This is a genomic window from Marinomonas epiphytica (assembly GCF_054780655.1).
This window is the reverse complement of the sequence record NZ_BAAGVX010000026.1, coordinates 431,723-448,217: the sequence shown is the minus strand read 5'-3', so window position 1 is coordinate 448,217 and position 16,495 is coordinate 431,723. Positions and strand designations below refer to the sequence as shown.

12 protein-coding genes are annotated in these 16,495 nt (G+C 44.3%); 2 read left to right on the top strand and 10 right to left on the bottom strand.

The features are described 5' to 3' along the window. Position 1: 1 nt before the first annotated feature. The gene (locus tag ACYVGZ_RS07225; RefSeq protein WP_460753264.1) at positions 2 to 325 is read right to left on the bottom strand and encodes a lipopolysaccharide assembly protein LapA domain-containing protein; all 324 of its coding nucleotides are present in this window, start codon (positions 323 to 325) and stop codon (positions 2 to 4) included. Between the two features lie 74 nt (positions 326 to 399). Further along, entirely contained in the window at positions 400 to 714 is a 315-nt protein-coding gene (gene ihfB / locus ACYVGZ_RS07220) for an integration host factor subunit beta (RefSeq protein ID WP_460753262.1), read from the bottom strand. 196 nt (positions 715 to 910) lie between these two features. On the opposite strand from ihfB, the gene ppa reads away from it, so the two are divergent. After that, entirely contained in the window at positions 911 to 1,441 is a 531-nt protein-coding gene (ppa, locus tag ACYVGZ_RS07215) for an inorganic diphosphatase (RefSeq protein WP_460753259.1), read from the top strand. Positions 1,442 to 1,517: 76 nt separating this feature from the next. Here the strand turns inward: ppa and trxB are convergent, their stop codons facing one another. After that, the gene (gene trxB, locus ACYVGZ_RS07210) at positions 1,518 to 2,471 is read right to left on the bottom strand and encodes a thioredoxin-disulfide reductase (protein ID WP_460753257.1); all 954 of its coding nucleotides are present in this window, start codon (positions 2,469 to 2,471) and stop codon (positions 1,518 to 1,520) included. A gap of 157 nt (positions 2,472 to 2,628) precedes the next feature. Continuing rightward, complete coding sequence (locus tag ACYVGZ_RS07205) at positions 2,629 to 3,378, bottom strand: HesA/MoeB/ThiF family protein (RefSeq protein ID WP_460753254.1); 750 nt, start codon at positions 3,376 to 3,378, stop codon at positions 2,629 to 2,631. A gap of 86 nt (positions 3,379 to 3,464) precedes the next feature. On the opposite strand from ACYVGZ_RS07205, the gene ACYVGZ_RS07200 reads away from it, so the two are divergent. Beyond that, positions 3,465 to 4,763 carry an inosine/guanosine kinase gene (locus tag ACYVGZ_RS07200; RefSeq protein WP_460753251.1) on the top strand — a complete coding sequence of 433 codons (1,299 nt, stop codon included), beginning with the start codon at positions 3,465 to 3,467 and terminating at the stop codon, positions 4,761 to 4,763. 60 nt (positions 4,764 to 4,823) lie between these two features. Here ACYVGZ_RS07200 and ACYVGZ_RS07195 read toward each other — a convergent pair whose 3' ends face one another. From ACYVGZ_RS07195 to recC, 6 genes are all read right to left on the bottom strand, one after another. Continuing rightward, positions 4,824 to 5,330, bottom strand: coding sequence for a chemotaxis protein CheW (locus ACYVGZ_RS07195; protein ID WP_460753249.1), 507 nt, complete (start codon positions 5,328 to 5,330; stop codon positions 4,824 to 4,826). 93 nt (positions 5,331 to 5,423) lie between these two features. Continuing rightward, positions 5,424 to 6,293: a Tim44 domain-containing protein gene (locus ACYVGZ_RS07190; protein ID WP_460753246.1), complete on the bottom strand. Its 870-nt coding sequence runs from the start codon at positions 6,291 to 6,293 to the stop codon at positions 5,424 to 5,426. A 16-nt stretch (positions 6,294 to 6,309) separates the two neighbouring features. Further along, the gene (locus tag ACYVGZ_RS07185) at positions 6,310 to 7,314 is read right to left on the bottom strand and encodes a tryptophan--tRNA ligase (protein WP_460753243.1); all 1,005 of its coding nucleotides are present in this window, start codon (positions 7,312 to 7,314) and stop codon (positions 6,310 to 6,312) included. A gap of 170 nt (positions 7,315 to 7,484) precedes the next feature. Continuing rightward, complete coding sequence (recD, locus tag ACYVGZ_RS07180; RefSeq protein WP_460753239.1) at positions 7,485 to 9,401, bottom strand: exodeoxyribonuclease V subunit alpha; 1,917 nt, start codon at positions 9,399 to 9,401, stop codon at positions 7,485 to 7,487. Then, positions 9,388 to 13,044 carry an exodeoxyribonuclease V subunit beta gene (recB, locus tag ACYVGZ_RS07175; protein ID WP_460753236.1) on the bottom strand — a complete coding sequence of 1,219 codons (3,657 nt, stop codon included), beginning with the start codon at positions 13,042 to 13,044 and terminating at the stop codon, positions 9,388 to 9,390. Before recB ends, recD begins: the two co-directional genes overlap by 14 nt. Next, positions 13,034 to 16,396 (bottom strand): exodeoxyribonuclease V subunit gamma, encoded by a 3,363-nt coding sequence (recC, locus tag ACYVGZ_RS07170; RefSeq protein WP_460753233.1) that lies wholly within the window; start codon positions 16,394 to 16,396, stop codon positions 13,034 to 13,036. Before recC ends, recB begins: the two co-directional genes overlap by 11 nt. Between the last annotated feature and the right edge of the window lie 99 nt (positions 16,397 to 16,495).

The window sequence follows — 16,495 nt, the reverse complement described above, 5'->3', positions numbered from 1 at the left end:
ATTACTCCTTCCTGACCGACAACTCTTTAGTCAGAGAGTCCTTGCGCAAGGTTTCTAATTCAATGAAAGCTTTGTCGTATTTTCGTGTGAGTACGCGGATCTGACGCTCCGATCTTAGGTAGGTAATCGAACTGATCATAAAGGCAGCCAATGCGCCAAAGAAGAAAGCCAAAATGACATATAGGGCGATGCTAAGTTCAGGTGCCTGCCAAAAAACAAGGTCAAGATGAATCAGTTGTGGGTTACGTATTGCAAAGAAAATTCCCACAACAAGAAAGAAAATGATCAGTATGGTGAGAACTAGCCTTTTTAACCATTTAAGCATAATACAGCCTACCAACATTAGAATGCAGACATTATGCCGTGATAGCGCAAAAATTTCGAGGCATAAGATGTAAATTAGTTCAGTTCATTTGGCTTATCTTCACCATTCACTAATTCACGAAGCTCTTTACCAGGTTTAAAGTGGGGTACATATTTAGCATTCAATTCTACTGACTCACCCGTTTTAGGATTGCGCCCCATTCTTGGTGCACGGTAGTGCAACGAAAAACTGCCGAATCCACGAATTTCAATACGCTCGCCATTGGCCAAAGAGTCAGACATATGCTCCAACATGGCCTTGATGGAAAGCTCCACATCTTTCACTGGCAAGTGCGATTGCTGATCAATTAACAGCTCTATCAGCTCTGATTTGGTCATTTTTGCCCTCACGACTATATTTTGATCACTTCTTAAGACTAGCTAAATTCAGAAAGAAAGCAATAACTTATGATCAGTTTAGGGTAATTTTAGCCTTTTTAATGGCAAAAAATAGTGAAAATTCACCCTTGATGAGTTTCCTCGCTAGCATCAACCCAAGCTTGCTTTTATAATATCGCCAATATTTAACACATTGGAAGAGATAACAATGAGCTATAGCAAGATACCAGCGGGTAAAGACGCACCTAACGACATTAACGTCATCATCGAAATTCCAGCAGAAGCAAACCCTGTCAAATACGAAATTGATAAAGACATGGATGCCTTGATTGTTGACCGTTTCATGACGGCCCCAATGTTCTACCCTGCTAACTATGGTTATGTAAATAATACCTTGGCTGACGACGGCGACCCAGTTGACGTACTTGTCATCACTCCATACCCTGTTGTACCGGGTTCTGTTATTCGTTGCCGCCCAGTTGGCGTTCTAAACATGTCTGATGAAGCAGGTATGGACGCAAAATTGGTTGCTGTACCTCATGAAAAATTGAGCAAAGAATACGGTCACATTCAAGATGTGAACGACATTCCACAACTTTTGCGTGATCAGATCGAGCATTTCTTCGAAAACTACAAAGCCCTAGAAAAAGGCAAGTGGGTAAAAGTTGAAGGTTGGGCGAACGCTGAGGAAGCTAAAAAAGCAATTGTTGAAGGCGTTGAAGCATACAACGCTCAATAATTACGGCGCTTTTCATAGACATAAAAAAATCGATCCTAGGATCGATTTTTTTATGTCTGCAATTTGCAAGAAGCGGTCACTCTAAAGAGTCTAAATAACGCTCAGCATCCAGTGCGGCCATACAGCCCGTTCCGGCAGAAGTGATAGCTTGACGATAAATATGATCACTCACATCACCCGCAGCAAACACACCTTCGATACTGGTTTGAGTTGCATTGCCTTCTGAACCAGACTGTACTTTTAAGTAACCGTCTTTCATCTCCAATTGGCCAGCAAAAATGTCCGTATTTGGTTTGTGACCAATGGCAACAAACAAACCTGCAATGGAAAGGTCTTTTTTCTCACCCGTCTGGTTGTTTTTGATACGAATGCCGTTTACACCGCCATCATCACCTAACACTTCGTCCAACTCAGAATACCATTCAATGTTAACGTTGCCGTTTTCAGCCTTGTCTAACAGTTTGTCTGCTAGAATTTTCTCTGAGCGGAACTTATCGCGACGATGAATCACGGTAACGGTTTTAGCAATGTTAGATAAATATAGAGCCTCTTCCACGGCAGTATTACCACCACCAATCACAGCAACATCTTGGTTTCTGTAGAAGAATCCATCACAGGTTGCACAGGCAGATACACCCTGCCCCATATACTTACTTTCACTTTCCAAACCAAGGTATTGAGCACTCGCCCCTGTTGAAATAATCAAGGCATCACAAGTGTAAACGCCACTATCACCTTCTAAGCGAAATGGACGATTTTCTAGGTCAACTTTATTAACATGGTCAAAAATAATTTCTGTTTCAAAACGTTCTGCATGTTTACGCATACGGTCCATCAGCTCAGGACCTTGAACACCTTGATCATCACCAGGCCAGTTGTCTACTTCGGTGGTTGTGGTTAGCTGACCACCCATTTGCATACCTGTGATCATGACAGGTTTTAAGTTTGCTCGTGCGGCATATACAGCTGCGGTGTAGCCAGCCGGGCCAGATCCCAAGATCATCAGTTTAGCGTGTTTAACATCGCTCATAAATTACTCCAAAAAGATATACTCTGCTGGCCATCACCAACCAGATTGAAATTTGACAAAGATTCTAACGGAAAAAGCCGTAAACCCTTAGCGAAAATTATTAATAACTAAAATAGGGGTTATCTATTGCCTTTCAAGCCAAATAATCAAATTACTCCTAAGCTTTATGACTACATACGGAACAATTTGGCTCAGCTGATATACCAAGTTGACGCCATTGCCCTGTAAAGCCATCAAATAAGCGCAATATGGCATGCTTAACTTCGCCACATTGACTGGCAATTTTTAAAGCATCTAAAGCTTGTAATACCCCTAAAGTCCCCACTACCGGACCAATTACACCACTTTGGTTGCAACTGAGCTGTTGATCGGACAGGTCAGGGTACAAACATTCGTAGCAAGTGGTAAGGGTTTGATCATAACGAAAGCTGATTAACTGACCTTCCCAGCGAATCGCCGCAGCACTCACCAACGCTGTTTTCTGTTGATAACAAGCTCGATTTATCATTTGCCGAGTGGTGAAGTTATCTGTGCAATCAAGCACTAGGGTGGCCTTATCAACCAGCTCATCTATGTCATCATAGGTTAAGCGCTGTTCGCGAATAAGCACCTCGCAATGAGGGTTCTTTTTCAGCAACTGTTGTTGTGCAGCCTGTACTTTACTCATCCCCAGCTGAGCCTCGTCATAAAGCACCTGCCGGGGTAAGTTGCTCACCTCCACTTGATCATCGTCTATTAGAAGCAACTGACCCACACCAGCACTTGCTAAGTAGGTGGCTGCGATGTTGCCCAAGCCCCCCATTCCAACAATTAAAATACGAGCTTGTGCCAAATTAACTTGGCCTTGCACATCAAAATTAGACAGCAAGAGCTGTCTACTGTATCTGTCTAGTTCTAATTCTGTCATTTTTATCCTAGATGGGCTGGCAAACCTAACGGTCACGCGGATAGTTTGTTAAAATCCCACCCTTAAAATTTTATATGGGTTAGAAGATGAAATTTCCAGGCAGACGCAAACTTAAACATTACTTTCCTGTTTCTCAAGAGAAACCTGCCTTACCTACCTCAGAGGTGCGTCCTGATAAAGACACCTACATAGTGGGATTAGATGAAACTATTGTCGATGTTGTGGCAAATGTAAGCAATGAATTTCTAGAAAAGTATAAAATCCAGAAAGGCTTATCTAACCTAGTTGATACCCAAACTGCCACTGATATTTACCAGCAACTGACCGCTCAAGGCTGTATTTCCGACCATTTTGCTGGCGGCACCATAGGCAATACCATTCATAACTACTCTGTATTGGCTGATGACAAATCCGTTTTACTTGGCGTAATGTCTTCCAACATTGCTCTTGGGTCACCCGCTTATCACTATATTTGTGACACCAGTAGTAAGGTAGACATGAACCATTTACAAGGAGTGCCTGGCGACATTGGTCGCGGTATCACCCTTATTACGCCAGATGGAGAGCGAACCTTTGCAATTGCACCTGGTGATATGGACGACCTAGACAGCAAGCATATTCCGGAGAATATTATTGCAGGAGCCGCGGCACTGGTGACTTGCGCTTACCCTTTACGCCATCAAGATAAGCCAATAAAAGAGGCCATGCTCAAAGCTCTTGAATTAGCCACTAAACACCAAGTCCCTACTATCTTAACCCTTGGCACTCAGCACCTTGTGGAAGAAAATCGTGAAGAATTGCTGGATATCATCAAACGCGATGTCAATATTCTCGCTATGAACGAGCTTGAAGCGCAAGCCTTAACAGGGTTTGAAGACCCTTTACAAGCCGCTGATGCAGTCTTAGAAATGGTTGATGTCGTGCTACTCACTGCTGGCCCAGAGGGTTTGTACCTTTGTGGTTATACAGATGATAGTGTTAAACGAGAGACCTCAAACCCAATCAAGTCAGGTAGCCTAGCAGACTTTAACCGTTGGGAATTTAGCCGCCCAATGCTCAAGGCATCATGTCGCCAGCCACTTAAAGTATTTTCACATATAGACCCTTACATGGGGGGACCAGAGAAAATACGCAACACCAATGGCGCAGGAGACGGCGCCCTTTCAGCCTTGCTACATGACATTTCAGCCAATCATTTTCACAAAGAGGTTGTGCCAAATTCCAGTAAGCATATCGAGCACTTTTTAGCCTATTCTTCTTTTTCGCAGATTTGTAAATATTCAAATCGTGTGAGTTATGAGATTCTGGCTCAAAATGCATCTCGTCTTTCCAAGGGATTGCCAGAAAAAGAAGACAGCCTAGAAGAAAGCTACTGGGAAAGGTAAGCATAAAAAAAGCGCCTAATTTATAATAGTTAGGCGCTTTTTTTTTGATTCGCTACAAGGTTACATGGCTTCTAAACCAAGGACCTCATTTGGTTCAAACATTCGATTAAGTTCCAGCAAGATAACCAGTTCGTCTTCTTTTTGGTAAACCCCTTGAATGAACATTAAGGCTTCATCATTACCCACACTTGGACTTTGCTCTATTTCGCCTTGATACAGGTAGAAAACTTCTTGAACAGCATCGACCAACAAACCAATCTGTTCTCCATCATGTTCAACAATGATAATACGGGTATCGTCCGAGATAGTGCACTCAGGTAAACTAAAGCGCACTCTAGTATCCACTACAGTCACCACATTACCGCGCAGATTCACAATTCCTAAAACGTATGAAGGCGCACCAGGAACAGGGGCGATTTCACTGTATCTTAGTACTTCTTTAATTTGCATCACGTTGATACCGTAGGTTTCATCGATCAGCTTAAAGGTTAAATATTGTAGCAATTCGCCTTTCTTACTTTCAGCAACTGCCTTGCTTGATTCATTTATCGTCGCTAATTCAGACATAGCCTGTATCCACCTTAGAGAGGTTGCTCAATTAATTCCCCATCTTCATTATAGTAGTGAAATCAAGATGGGGATGCGAGCTTAATTAAAAAGTTAATTCAGGTCTTGCTGAATACCTACAATGATCCAGTTAGCATTCGGCTCTGACATGCTTTTCTCAAGGTGCCAGACTTCGTTCGTTTCAGAGGTTTGATCACCTTCTTTAATCCAACCAGAGAATTGCAAAGAAATAGAAGCTGTTGAACCAACAAACTCACCACGAACCAACTCAGCCATTAGCGAAACCACTTCAGTACGTGGTTTGTTGTCGCCGTATGAAGCGCGTTCTTTTACTAGCATGTTGTATAGTTCAGGGCTTACGTAATCGAGTATTTCATCGAAGTTGTTGTCGTCCCATGCTTTTTGCAATGTCACATAGTGGTTTTTCGCTTCAGCCACAAAAGCTTGCTCGTTAAAACCTGGAGGTAGTTGGATCTCAGGCTGTCCACCAAAACCAGACATACCGGCCATTGGTGACGCTTGCACTTGATCTCTAGTGGATTCAGGCATTTCACGGAACATGCCTTGAGTGCCCGCTTGAGCTTGAGCAGCACGGCGTTTCGGTGCCAAGAAGAACTTATAAATCAAGAAGCCAATCAAAGCGAATAATAGAATATCACCAAAAGAAATTCCGTCGAATGCGCCACTACCTAGTAAGGCAGCAAACAAGCCACCAGCCAAAAGACCACCTAGTAGTCCTCCGCCTAAGCCGCCAAGTAAACCGCTTTTCTTGGTTGTGCCGTTAGTCGCACTGTTGGTTGCTTTATTGGATGTTGGGCTGGCACTTTTTGGTTTTGCAATAGAAAAGCTTTTACCAAAGCTTTTGCCACCACCAAACTTCTTGGCATGTATTTCTGCACTATAGCCACCCGCACCAAGTGCTAGGAAAAATGCCATCATTAGGGCAAATACGTTTGTTTTCACAGTTTCTCTCCGATGATTAAAAATTCACAAGGCCAACCGCTTCACGCAGTTTGCCAATAAATTCGCGAGTATGCGCACGAGCTTTCACAGCACCAGCTTGTAATATCTCTTCAACATAAGCTGGATTAGCCATGAGAGCATGATATTTCTCTCTAGGCTCTGCCAATTGACCGTTAATTAAGGCAAATAGTTCCTTTTTAGCTTCACCCCAAGCAATACCGTCTAAGAATTTTTGACGCATTTCTTCTGTTTGCTCAGCGCTAGCAAACGCCTTGTAAATATCAAACACGGTTGAGTCGTTAGGGTCTTTTGGCTCACCAGGCTCTAACAGGTTTGTCTTAATCTTGTTAATGCCTTTTTGAAGTTTCTTCTCAGTTTCAAACAATGGAATCGTATTGTTGTAACTTTTACTCATTTTGCGGCCGTCAAGCCCTTTCAAGATAGAGCCTTCGTCGCCGACTACGGCTTCAGGCAGTACAAAATGCTCACCATACAAATGGTTAAAACGACCCGCGATATCTCGCGCCATTTCAATGTGCTGAATTTGGTCACGGCCAACTGGCACCTTCTGAGCATTAAATGCCAAAATATCTGCAGCCATTAATACGGGGTAACAAAATAGCCCCATGGTAATGCCAAAATCAGAATCTTGTTGGTTCGCAGTATTGTCATCTACCGCCCCTTTATAAGCGTGGGCACGGTTCATTAAACCTTTTGCGGTGACACAGGTAAGCAGCCAGCTTAATTCGGTAATTTCTGGAATGTCTGATTGACGGTAAAAAGTCGTTTTGTCCGTATCTAAGCCACAAGCTAGCCAGGTTGCAGCGATCTCCAAACGGGACTGTTTAACTCGCTCAGGGTCCTGACATTTAATAAGGGCATGATAGTCTGCCATAAAGAAGAAAGATTCAGCATCAGCTTGCTGACTTGCTTCAATTGCTGGGCGAATTGCGCCAGCATAGTTCCCCAAATGCGGAGTGCCTGATGTAGTGATACCGGTTAGAACGATCTCTTTCGCCATTTGTACTTCTCTTTTCCTACTTATTACACAATGAAATGGTGTGCCTACACTAACATAAAAAAATGCCAGTCAGTATCGATTCAACACCTTCATTTACACTTTAAAACGACACAATAAAAACCCTGTAATAACAGCGTTAACTTTCTTATATGGTGATGTTTATAGATTAATCAAGCACCATTAGGCCAAAGGACTTGTGCCAAGCCAGACGACCTTTGCACGCGGTTTTGGCAGGCTTGCTGAATAATGTCTTGACGGCCCCACAAGGTAAAGTGATGTTTCGCTCGGGTCACCCCGGTGTAAATCAACTCTTTTGTTAATACCGCTGAAGGTTGATTTGGCAAAACTAGGGCCACTTTGGAAAACTCAGAACCTTGAGATTTATGCACTGTCATCGCGAACACTGTTTCATAGGCGCTCAAGCGACTTGGTAATAGCCCTTGATATGTGCCATCTGACATTTGAAACCAAACTCTCAAACGTTGCTGGTCATCTGCGAAACACAAACCTATATCACCGTTAAACAGACCAATGTTTTTATCATTTCGTGTCAACATCACGGCTTTCCCCGGATACCAGGTATGCAAGTCTTGAATTTTACCTTGCTGATAAAAATGCTGTTCTAGCTGAGTATTAATTCTTTCCACACCAAACTCACCTTGGCGCACGGCAGTGAGAATTTGGTATTCGGCAAAAGCCTGATGACACTCTTCTACAGAAGCCAAGGCGCGCACTACATTCCAATAGTCGTCATAGCCCTTTGCTAACTCTGCGATATTGGCTTTTGTTTGATCCTCTTTTACAGGCTGCCATGTAACGTCTTTAGCACCACTTGATAATGAGACCATAACGCCTTGCACGTCCCCTTGGTTCATCGCTTTCGCTAACTGGCCAATACCACTGTCAGAAGCAAATCGGTAACTCACTCTTAGTAAGGTAAGCAAACGGCTGATGCTTGGCGCATGGGGGTTAGCAAACTGTGCGACTCCTTCTCCACTCAAGGTTTCCAAAAAGTTCGCCCATTCAGGCCCATAGTAACTAGTGTCTATGCCATGGGTAATGTCGCCAAGAATACTGCCTGCCTCTACCGAGGCGAGCTGGTCCTTGTCTCCCAAAAAGATCAAACGACCATGAGGTGGTAACGCAGCAATCAGCTTTGCCATCATTGGCAGGTCCACCATAGAAACCTCATCGACTAACAGCACATCAATATGTAAAGGGTTATTATGATCGTGTATAAATCGGCTACGCCCAAAGCGACTGCCAAGCAACCTATGCAAGGTGCTGGCTTGCTCTGGGATCATAGCTTTAACTTGATCACTCACCTTAAGTTTGGCTTTAGCTTGTGTTATCGACTCTGTTAGTCGCGCTGCCGCTTTGCCTGTAGGAGCCGCTAAAGCGATACGAATGGGTTGTTGGGCCTGCATCACCAATAACGCCAACAGTTTGGTTACCGTGGTCGTTTTCCCGGTACCTGGCCCGCCACTGATGACAGAAAACGCCAAGCTAGCAGCATTTGCCACCGCTACCTTTTGCCAGTCAACTCCTGTCTCAGAAGGCCCATCAAACAGCATTTGCAGTGCCGCTTTGTCTACAGGATAAGAGGGAGCGCTTAATTTGTTGGTCAGATAATTCAGAACGATTTGTTCGTAACTGTAATAGCGAAATAGGTACAAACGTGAATCCGCTAACACCATAGGCGTTTCTAAAAGTGCCCCACTACTGCTTACTAAAGAGCTATTCGTGAGTTCAGCTTGCCACTGGGACACACCATTGACCCCTGAAGCACGCAAGACTTGTTGTAATGTTTGAGCGGGTAGATACTCCGCTCCAGAACGCCAGACCTGTTCTAAATCCAAACAAATATGCCCATCTCCTAAGGCTCGGCTCAATAAGGCTCCTGCCACTAACACACTCGCACTTTTTTCTTGGCAATGGGCTGCAAGTTGTTCTATCCATTGCTGATCAATGGCGCGTAATATGCCTAATTCTTGCCAAGCAGAGAGCCCGTGTTCTGTAAAACTCAACTCCGCCTTAGCCTCAGGGTTCATCATCACCAGCGCGTTTTCTTGCTTAGAAAAGTCCATACTGCACCACCTCTTCTGCTGCTGGGGTTTCTTTGCCGCTGAACAGCTCGTCTAAAGCTTCAACATGTTGCCGACTTAAACGAGTCTGGAAAATACCACTAGACTCTCCTTGGGTCATGCCTCTTAAGAACAAATAGAAAACACCACCGATGTGTTTATCGTAGTCATAATCCGGTAGTCGTTGTTTTAATAACCGGTGCAATGCCAAGGTATACAGCTGATATTGCAAGTCGTACCTATGCTCTGCGATCGCTTGGGCTAAGGATTCCGTTTGATAGTCGCCAAATTGATGACCTAAAAAATTCGACTTATAGTCCAGCACATAATATTTCCCCTGCCACTCAAATAATAAATCAATAAAGCCTTTTAACATGCCTTTTAGAGCACGCTCTTCAATCTTCGGTGCGTATTTAGACACCTTGTCATAGCGGCGTGCAATACTGTCCAGTTGCAATGCATTCATGCTGGCTACCGGTATAAAGAACTCCAACTCTTTTCGACAAGCTGCAGGCGAGAGATCCACTAAACTCATGCTGGGCATTAATTCTGTTGTGAGCATATCTGGCAACCACTCATTTAATACAGATTGCCATTCTGCAAAACCTTGCTGCTGGTAATATTCGCTTAATTTGACCTGATGTTGTGCTTTTAGAAGCTCTTTAAAGCTGTTTTCTTCTGGGGGTAGGTCTAAGGCTTTGCCTTCTAATGTGTCGTGCAAGAAAGTGCCTGGGGCAGCCCCTTTAGGAAAATGAAAACGGTCTTCATGTTCTACTCCGGCTTGCTCTGACGTTTCTTCATCCGCAGAGCTTGCCTCATTTCCTAACACTAAAGCTTCATCATTCCCTGGCCTAGCTTGATCGTTTTCATGACTCTCAACAACCAAAGACGAGTAACTGCCTAGCCACCAATCACGTTCTATTTTTCCATTGAAAGCTCTAGCCGCCGCCTCAACTTCAGCCTCTTTTTGCATTTTAAATCTTGGTAAATCTGGCGCCTGTTCTGGCATAAGAACAAGCTCAATTTCACCTTCTTGCCCGTGCTGAGATAAGCGCTGCAAACTGGCTTTTAAATCACCAAATTCCAGTGTTTCTCCTTCTGCCACTAGAGAACCCAACCCACTGGCATGCACTTCAGAAATCGCGCCTCTTGATTTGGTCGCCTTACTGCCCACTTCCATCATGCCAATATAACAAGCCTCTTTGGAACGAGTTAATGCCACATAGGACAAACGAATATCAGAAGCAAACGCTTCTTCCTTGTGAGCCTCTAGTTCTTCGTCTGTCGGGTCTGGGGAAATCAACAATGCTTTTTCAGCGTCATGATACAAGGCAAAATCCGCTTTTGACTTTCTAACTTCAAGAGGAAAAGGCAAATACACGATGGGATACTCTAATCCCTTACTTTTGTGCACAGTGACAATCCGAACCAGCTCTGCATCGGTTTCTAAACGAATTTTTTGATCATCACTGTCACCGTTAGGGGTTTGTATAGAGAGTTTTAAGTAACGTACAACCCCTTCTTTTGACTCCAACTCAAGTGATTTTTGCTGTAGCTTTTCACACAGGTGTAAAAAGTCTGTTAAGCGGCGTTGACCATTGGTATGGCGGAGCATTTTAGGCGCTAACTGCACATCTTGCATAAAAGCACGTAGCATCGGCAGTAAACCTTGTTGCTCCCATAATGTGAAATACCCTTGGAACGCTTGTACCCAGTATTCATAAACCAGATCATCGTGATTTAGAGTATCCAACTCAACTAGACTCCAATCCAAGAGCTTAGTCGCTAACGCAGTGCGTAAACTGGCTTCTTCACCATGAGCTAAGATAGCCTGCAAAACAATAAGCAGTTCGGCGGCTTCTGCGGTGGCGAAAACTGAGCCTTTATCACTCAGATACACACTGGCAATGCCTCGCTCGCGCAGTACATCTTTAATCAAACTGGCTTGCTGAAAGTTAGTCACTAGGATGGCAATGTCTTTTGGCCGCACACCTTGACCGTCGATTTCGGCAAGTTGCTGTTGTCCATCCAGTAGTAATTGGTGCAGATGAGCCCCACAGTGTTGAGCCATTTGTTGGCGGTAATCCTTGCTCGTCACGGGCTCTACACTGTCTGCATACAAAAACTGCATGGCTGCTTGTGTTTCTTGGTGGCGCTGGAAGCCGCCTGCAATACCTCTATCCTGCACCTTAACAAAAGGGATACCTGTGACTCGAAAAGGCTCGGCCTGGCCTGCAAATAAATTATTCACAGCGCGAATCATATTCGCTGAGGAGCGATAGTTCGTCGCCAACGAATAAAGGCTATCCACATCTTGCTTTGCCGCCAGATAAGTATATATATCCGCCCCGCGAAAGGCATAAATGGCTTGTTTGGGGTCGCCAATCATAATCAAGCCGAAGGCTTTTTGCTGGGCTGTCGCTGGAGCATACACAGTGGAGAAGATACGATACTGAACGGCATCGGTATCCTGAAACTCATCTATCATGGCAACAGGGTAAAGCTGGCGAATACGTTGTGCCAACTGACCGTCTTGATCCTGTTTTAACGCCACATCTAGGGAAGTAAGAAGGTCTGTAAAAGTTAAAGACTGGGTACTGCGCTTCCAACGCTGCATACGTTCTTGTACTTGCTGCCATACTTGCACCAACAAAACCGCTTTTAATACGCCTGGTGTGGGAAACGCTTCTTTGAGTCGTTGCACTTTTAAGAAAAAATCGTGGTTGGGTGACGCACCACCCTTACGCAGCCGAGTAGTATGTTCACTGGCGTCAAATTTAGTAAGCGCCGCCACCAATCCGGGTTTGTCCGATTGCGCCCACTGAGTCATTTCAGCAATATGTTTTTCGTAGTTATTTGGCCAAAAATTACGTTTAATGCCACTTTGATTTAACGCTTCAACAATGTCGTGCTGGTCGCTGAGCCAAGCCGATTTTACCGCTTGCACTTGTTTGCTGGCCTTTTCTAATTCGGCTTTCCAGTCTAGGTCTTTCCTTACCACCTTGGCATCTGGCTGCTGGTTAAACAGATACAAATCTCTTAACAATGCATCAGGGGATACCCAAATCGGCTTAATAAACTCAGCCTGTAGGTCATTTAATGGATAAAATTCACAGCGCCAGACATCTTTTACGGCCATTGTTAAGGGCAGCATTTCATCCGTTTCAATGGTTTGCTGAAACAACATTCTACTTTCAAAAGCGTTTTGGCTTAACATACGCTGGCAAAAACCATGAATGGTGAAAATAGCCGCTTCATCCATTTGTTTTTCTGCATACAAAAGTTTTTCAATGGCTTGGGCTTTATCTCGCTCATCCATTTGAGCCATCCAATTCGCTAAGAAATCATCTTCTGTTATTGCTTGCATTAAAGCCTTACGAGCCACGCGTATACGTTGTCTAATACGGGCTTTTAGCTCTGCTGTTGCTGCTTCGGTAAAGGTTACGACGAGAATTTGGTCAACCGTGAGCGGCTTGTCTATATCTCCAGTTGCCCTAGTTGGCACCAGCAAACGCAAATAAAGGTTAGCAATAGTATAGGTTTTGCCTGTGCCAGCACTGGCCTCTATTAAGCGCTTACCAAAGAGAGGAAAAGTTTGGGCATCAAGCAATACCGATGTTAATTTATCGTCCATGTCATTTGTCATCGACTTTCTCCAAGTGCTGGAACAATGGTCTCCAAATAAGCTGACACCAAGTCTCAAACGTATCTTGATAGTCTTCCAAGTTAGGAAAGAAGCGTTGCCAGAAGGGGTCTTCTGCTTCACAAGCTTTATTAAACTTAGGCGTTTTATAGTGATTTAACGCTTCTTCCCATGCTGTGGTTTCTTCGTCTTCTTCGGCCCCTTTGGCAAAATGATCACACCACACTTGTGCTGAATCACATGGCAACGGAATTGGCATATCCCGACCAGCGCGGTACATGTGAAGCATGTTAGCCAACAGCTTTCTTGCCTCTTGCTCGGAAATAATGACAAACTGGCGTTCATCTAGCTTGAAAGTCTTGGGATCAAGATTAACGATGTAATGGTTCTTAGGGGTGCCTTGAGCACACAAGGCTAAGTGTTCAATCCACAGCTCTAAAAGTTGGTTTTGAGTCACGCGCCCCACTCGGTAAGAGACTCTGTTGACCTTACTAGGCAGCTCTAACCAAGACTGCAAGTGTACCCCTTCAATTTCAAGGTTTACTTCAATGGGGTCCAGTGTTTCAAACATAAAAGACTCAAGAGCGGATACTAACGCCTTCGCCACCTTTTTATTGGCTTCAAGCTCTAAGCGCCCAAAAGCACCGTAGGGCAAGTCCCCTTGTAACGCTAACCGCTGTAAAAAAACGTCTTCGTTCTTATCTAGCATTGCGCTTAAAAGATTGTTCGATAAATGAAAAGCCGACAAGCCGTCTATCGCAAAAGGCTCGTCTTCTTGCTCCTCTTCTTCATAACGAGTAAAAAAGGCTTTAAACCTATGTTGGGCGAAGTAACGTGCAGGATGCCTTAAAAAGCGCGCTAGTTCTTCCAACGACAAACTTTCTATTGATTGCTCCAAAGAAGGTAAGGGTTCTATATTTGGCTGAGACTCTTTTTCGCCTCGCTCATTTAAAACGGGCAACCACTGTTCGTTGAAACTAAACAGTCGGCTTTGCCTAATGCCATCATAGTAAGCTCTATTAAATGGCTGCAATGGGTGCTCTACAGTGATTGCCTGTAATAATGCTTGTTGGGCTTGCTCTGGCGGCAAGTTTGCGTGTTTTTCAAATACGCAACTTTGCGATGCATATTCAAGCAGCTCATTCACTAGAATAGAGGGATTCTTTTCGCCATTGTCTTGAATGTTTTTCCCAACGTAACTCAAGTAAAAGCATTCTCGAGCCGACATAAGCGCTTCAAGGAAAAGGTATTTGTCATCCTCTCGGCGACTACGATCGCCACTACGGTAATCGCCCACCATGAGATCAAATCCCATCGGCATAACATTACGAGGGTAATCGCCTTCATTTAACCCAAGCACGCAAATCACTTTAAAGGGAACAGAGCGCATGGGCATTAGACTACAGAAATTGACTTTGCCCGCTAAAAAACGCTGGCTACCTTGGCTTTCTTGCAACATAGGAGCCAGCATTTGGCGAACTACCGAGTGCTCTATTGGGTCATCAAAATAAGCTTGTCCCCATTGCTGAGCAAGCACCTCTAGTTGATCTTTGAGTAAGGTTAAAAAGCCATCTGCCAATTGTTGATCAAAGAAGGTTTTAGCAAGCTCATGGAGTGTCTTGAGCCAATCACTCGGCACCTGTTGCTGCAATAGATGTTTTTGAGTCTTCTCAATTTGAGCTAAAAACTGGGCCAGTTTTCCTGCAATACTGGCGTCTAATCCTTCTACATCACCGTAGCTTAGCGTGTCTTGCCAAATATAATCGTGCCCCATTGCATAGCCAAGTAGCATACGGCGCATACCATTAAGCCAAGTATGGGCATGTTGAGCAGGAAGTTCGTGCAGCTTAGCGGTTTGTTCGGACAGCCCCCAGCGGATACCGACTTCCACGGACCACTGCCGGATTCGCTCAAGCTCATCTGGGGTAAGTTCGAACCGAGCCAATACCGCTGGCACTTCAAGTACACTAATGAGCTCAGACAGTGAAAAGCGACTCTCGGCCATCGCCATTAGATATAAATAGGCATCGACTAGCGGATCTTCCATGCCACCAGATTGATCAATCAATGCAAAAGGAATGTGTTTATTACCTTGCGCTTGTGAAAAAACCGCTCGGATAAACGGGCTATAAGCGTTCACATCAGGAAGCATAACAATCACATCTTTAGGGGTAAGATCTGCCTTAGAATGAAATAAATCTAATAGTTGATCATGTAATACTTCCACTTCACGCAGTGGGCTATGACAAATGTGCAAACGCAGGCTTTGATCATGATTTCTGATAACGTGACGATAGCTAGCATCTGCTAAATGAGCCGTTCGCTCTTCATTGCTACCATGATTTTCAAGTGACAGTACATCTTGCTGAATCGTACTCAAGAGCGAATTTTCAGAGCCTTGGTTACAATAGTCATCAAACACTTCTACTTCACTGTCTGCCACTTCTTGTAGCTGGCAAATGTAGTCTCTACCCAATCGCCCCCAACTTGCTAACAGTGGGTTGGCATCTAAATGCAACTTATCAATATCTAAACCCGGTTTCTCAGATTGTCGTTTTATGATTCGTCCAAGATAATGCTTGTCGACCACATCCCCCCAATAAAAACGACAAGGGTTTTGTAAGAACAAATGCACATCTATCCACCCTGAACTGGCTAATACTCGAAGGGATTCAAGGGTGTTTGGAGGCAATGAAGACACGCCAAAAATAAAAATACGTTCCGGCAATGCCGCAGGTTTAGATTTAGAACGAGTTGCCTCTTGCAAGGCCTCGATCAAGTTCCCTCTATGATAAAGAGAACCACCCCGCTCGCTCACATCGGCCACTAAATCTTGCCATAAGATCGCTTGCCAGGGTTGTTGTTCAAACAAGGCTTGCAAGCGCGGGTCATCAACTTGCCCTGACTCCCAAGCCTGAATCCAATCTGGGCGATAAACTAAATACTGATCATATATATCTGCGATGGCACTGCACAGTTGAAAGCGGCGCATTTGGCTATCGTCATTGGCCAAGTACCAACGCAGCGGTGCAAATTCCTCTTGCCCAAGCCTAGCATTAAGCAAACGCATTAATCGCCACACCATAAACGGCTTGTTGAACTCACTTTGGGAGGGTATGTCTTCTAGGGTTTGCGAAAATGTTCGCCACACAAAACTAGAAGGCAAAGGAAAATCCAGCCCTGCTGCAATACTATGAGACTGGGCCACAAACATCTTGAGCCATTGGGCCATACCAGGTGTTTGTACCAATATGTATTCATTATCAAAAGGATTACTAGGAGGGGAAAGCGCTAAGGCTTTAGCCAGTAGCGTCGCTAAGTCCTCTAGACGATTACCGGTATAAAGTTGAAACATTGACAAATCCCATTTGCGAAACAACACAAAAAAACTGATTAGCTATGTGTCTAGCCTAACCTTGGGAATGCAAAAATAGAAGAGGGAAATCAAGAATTT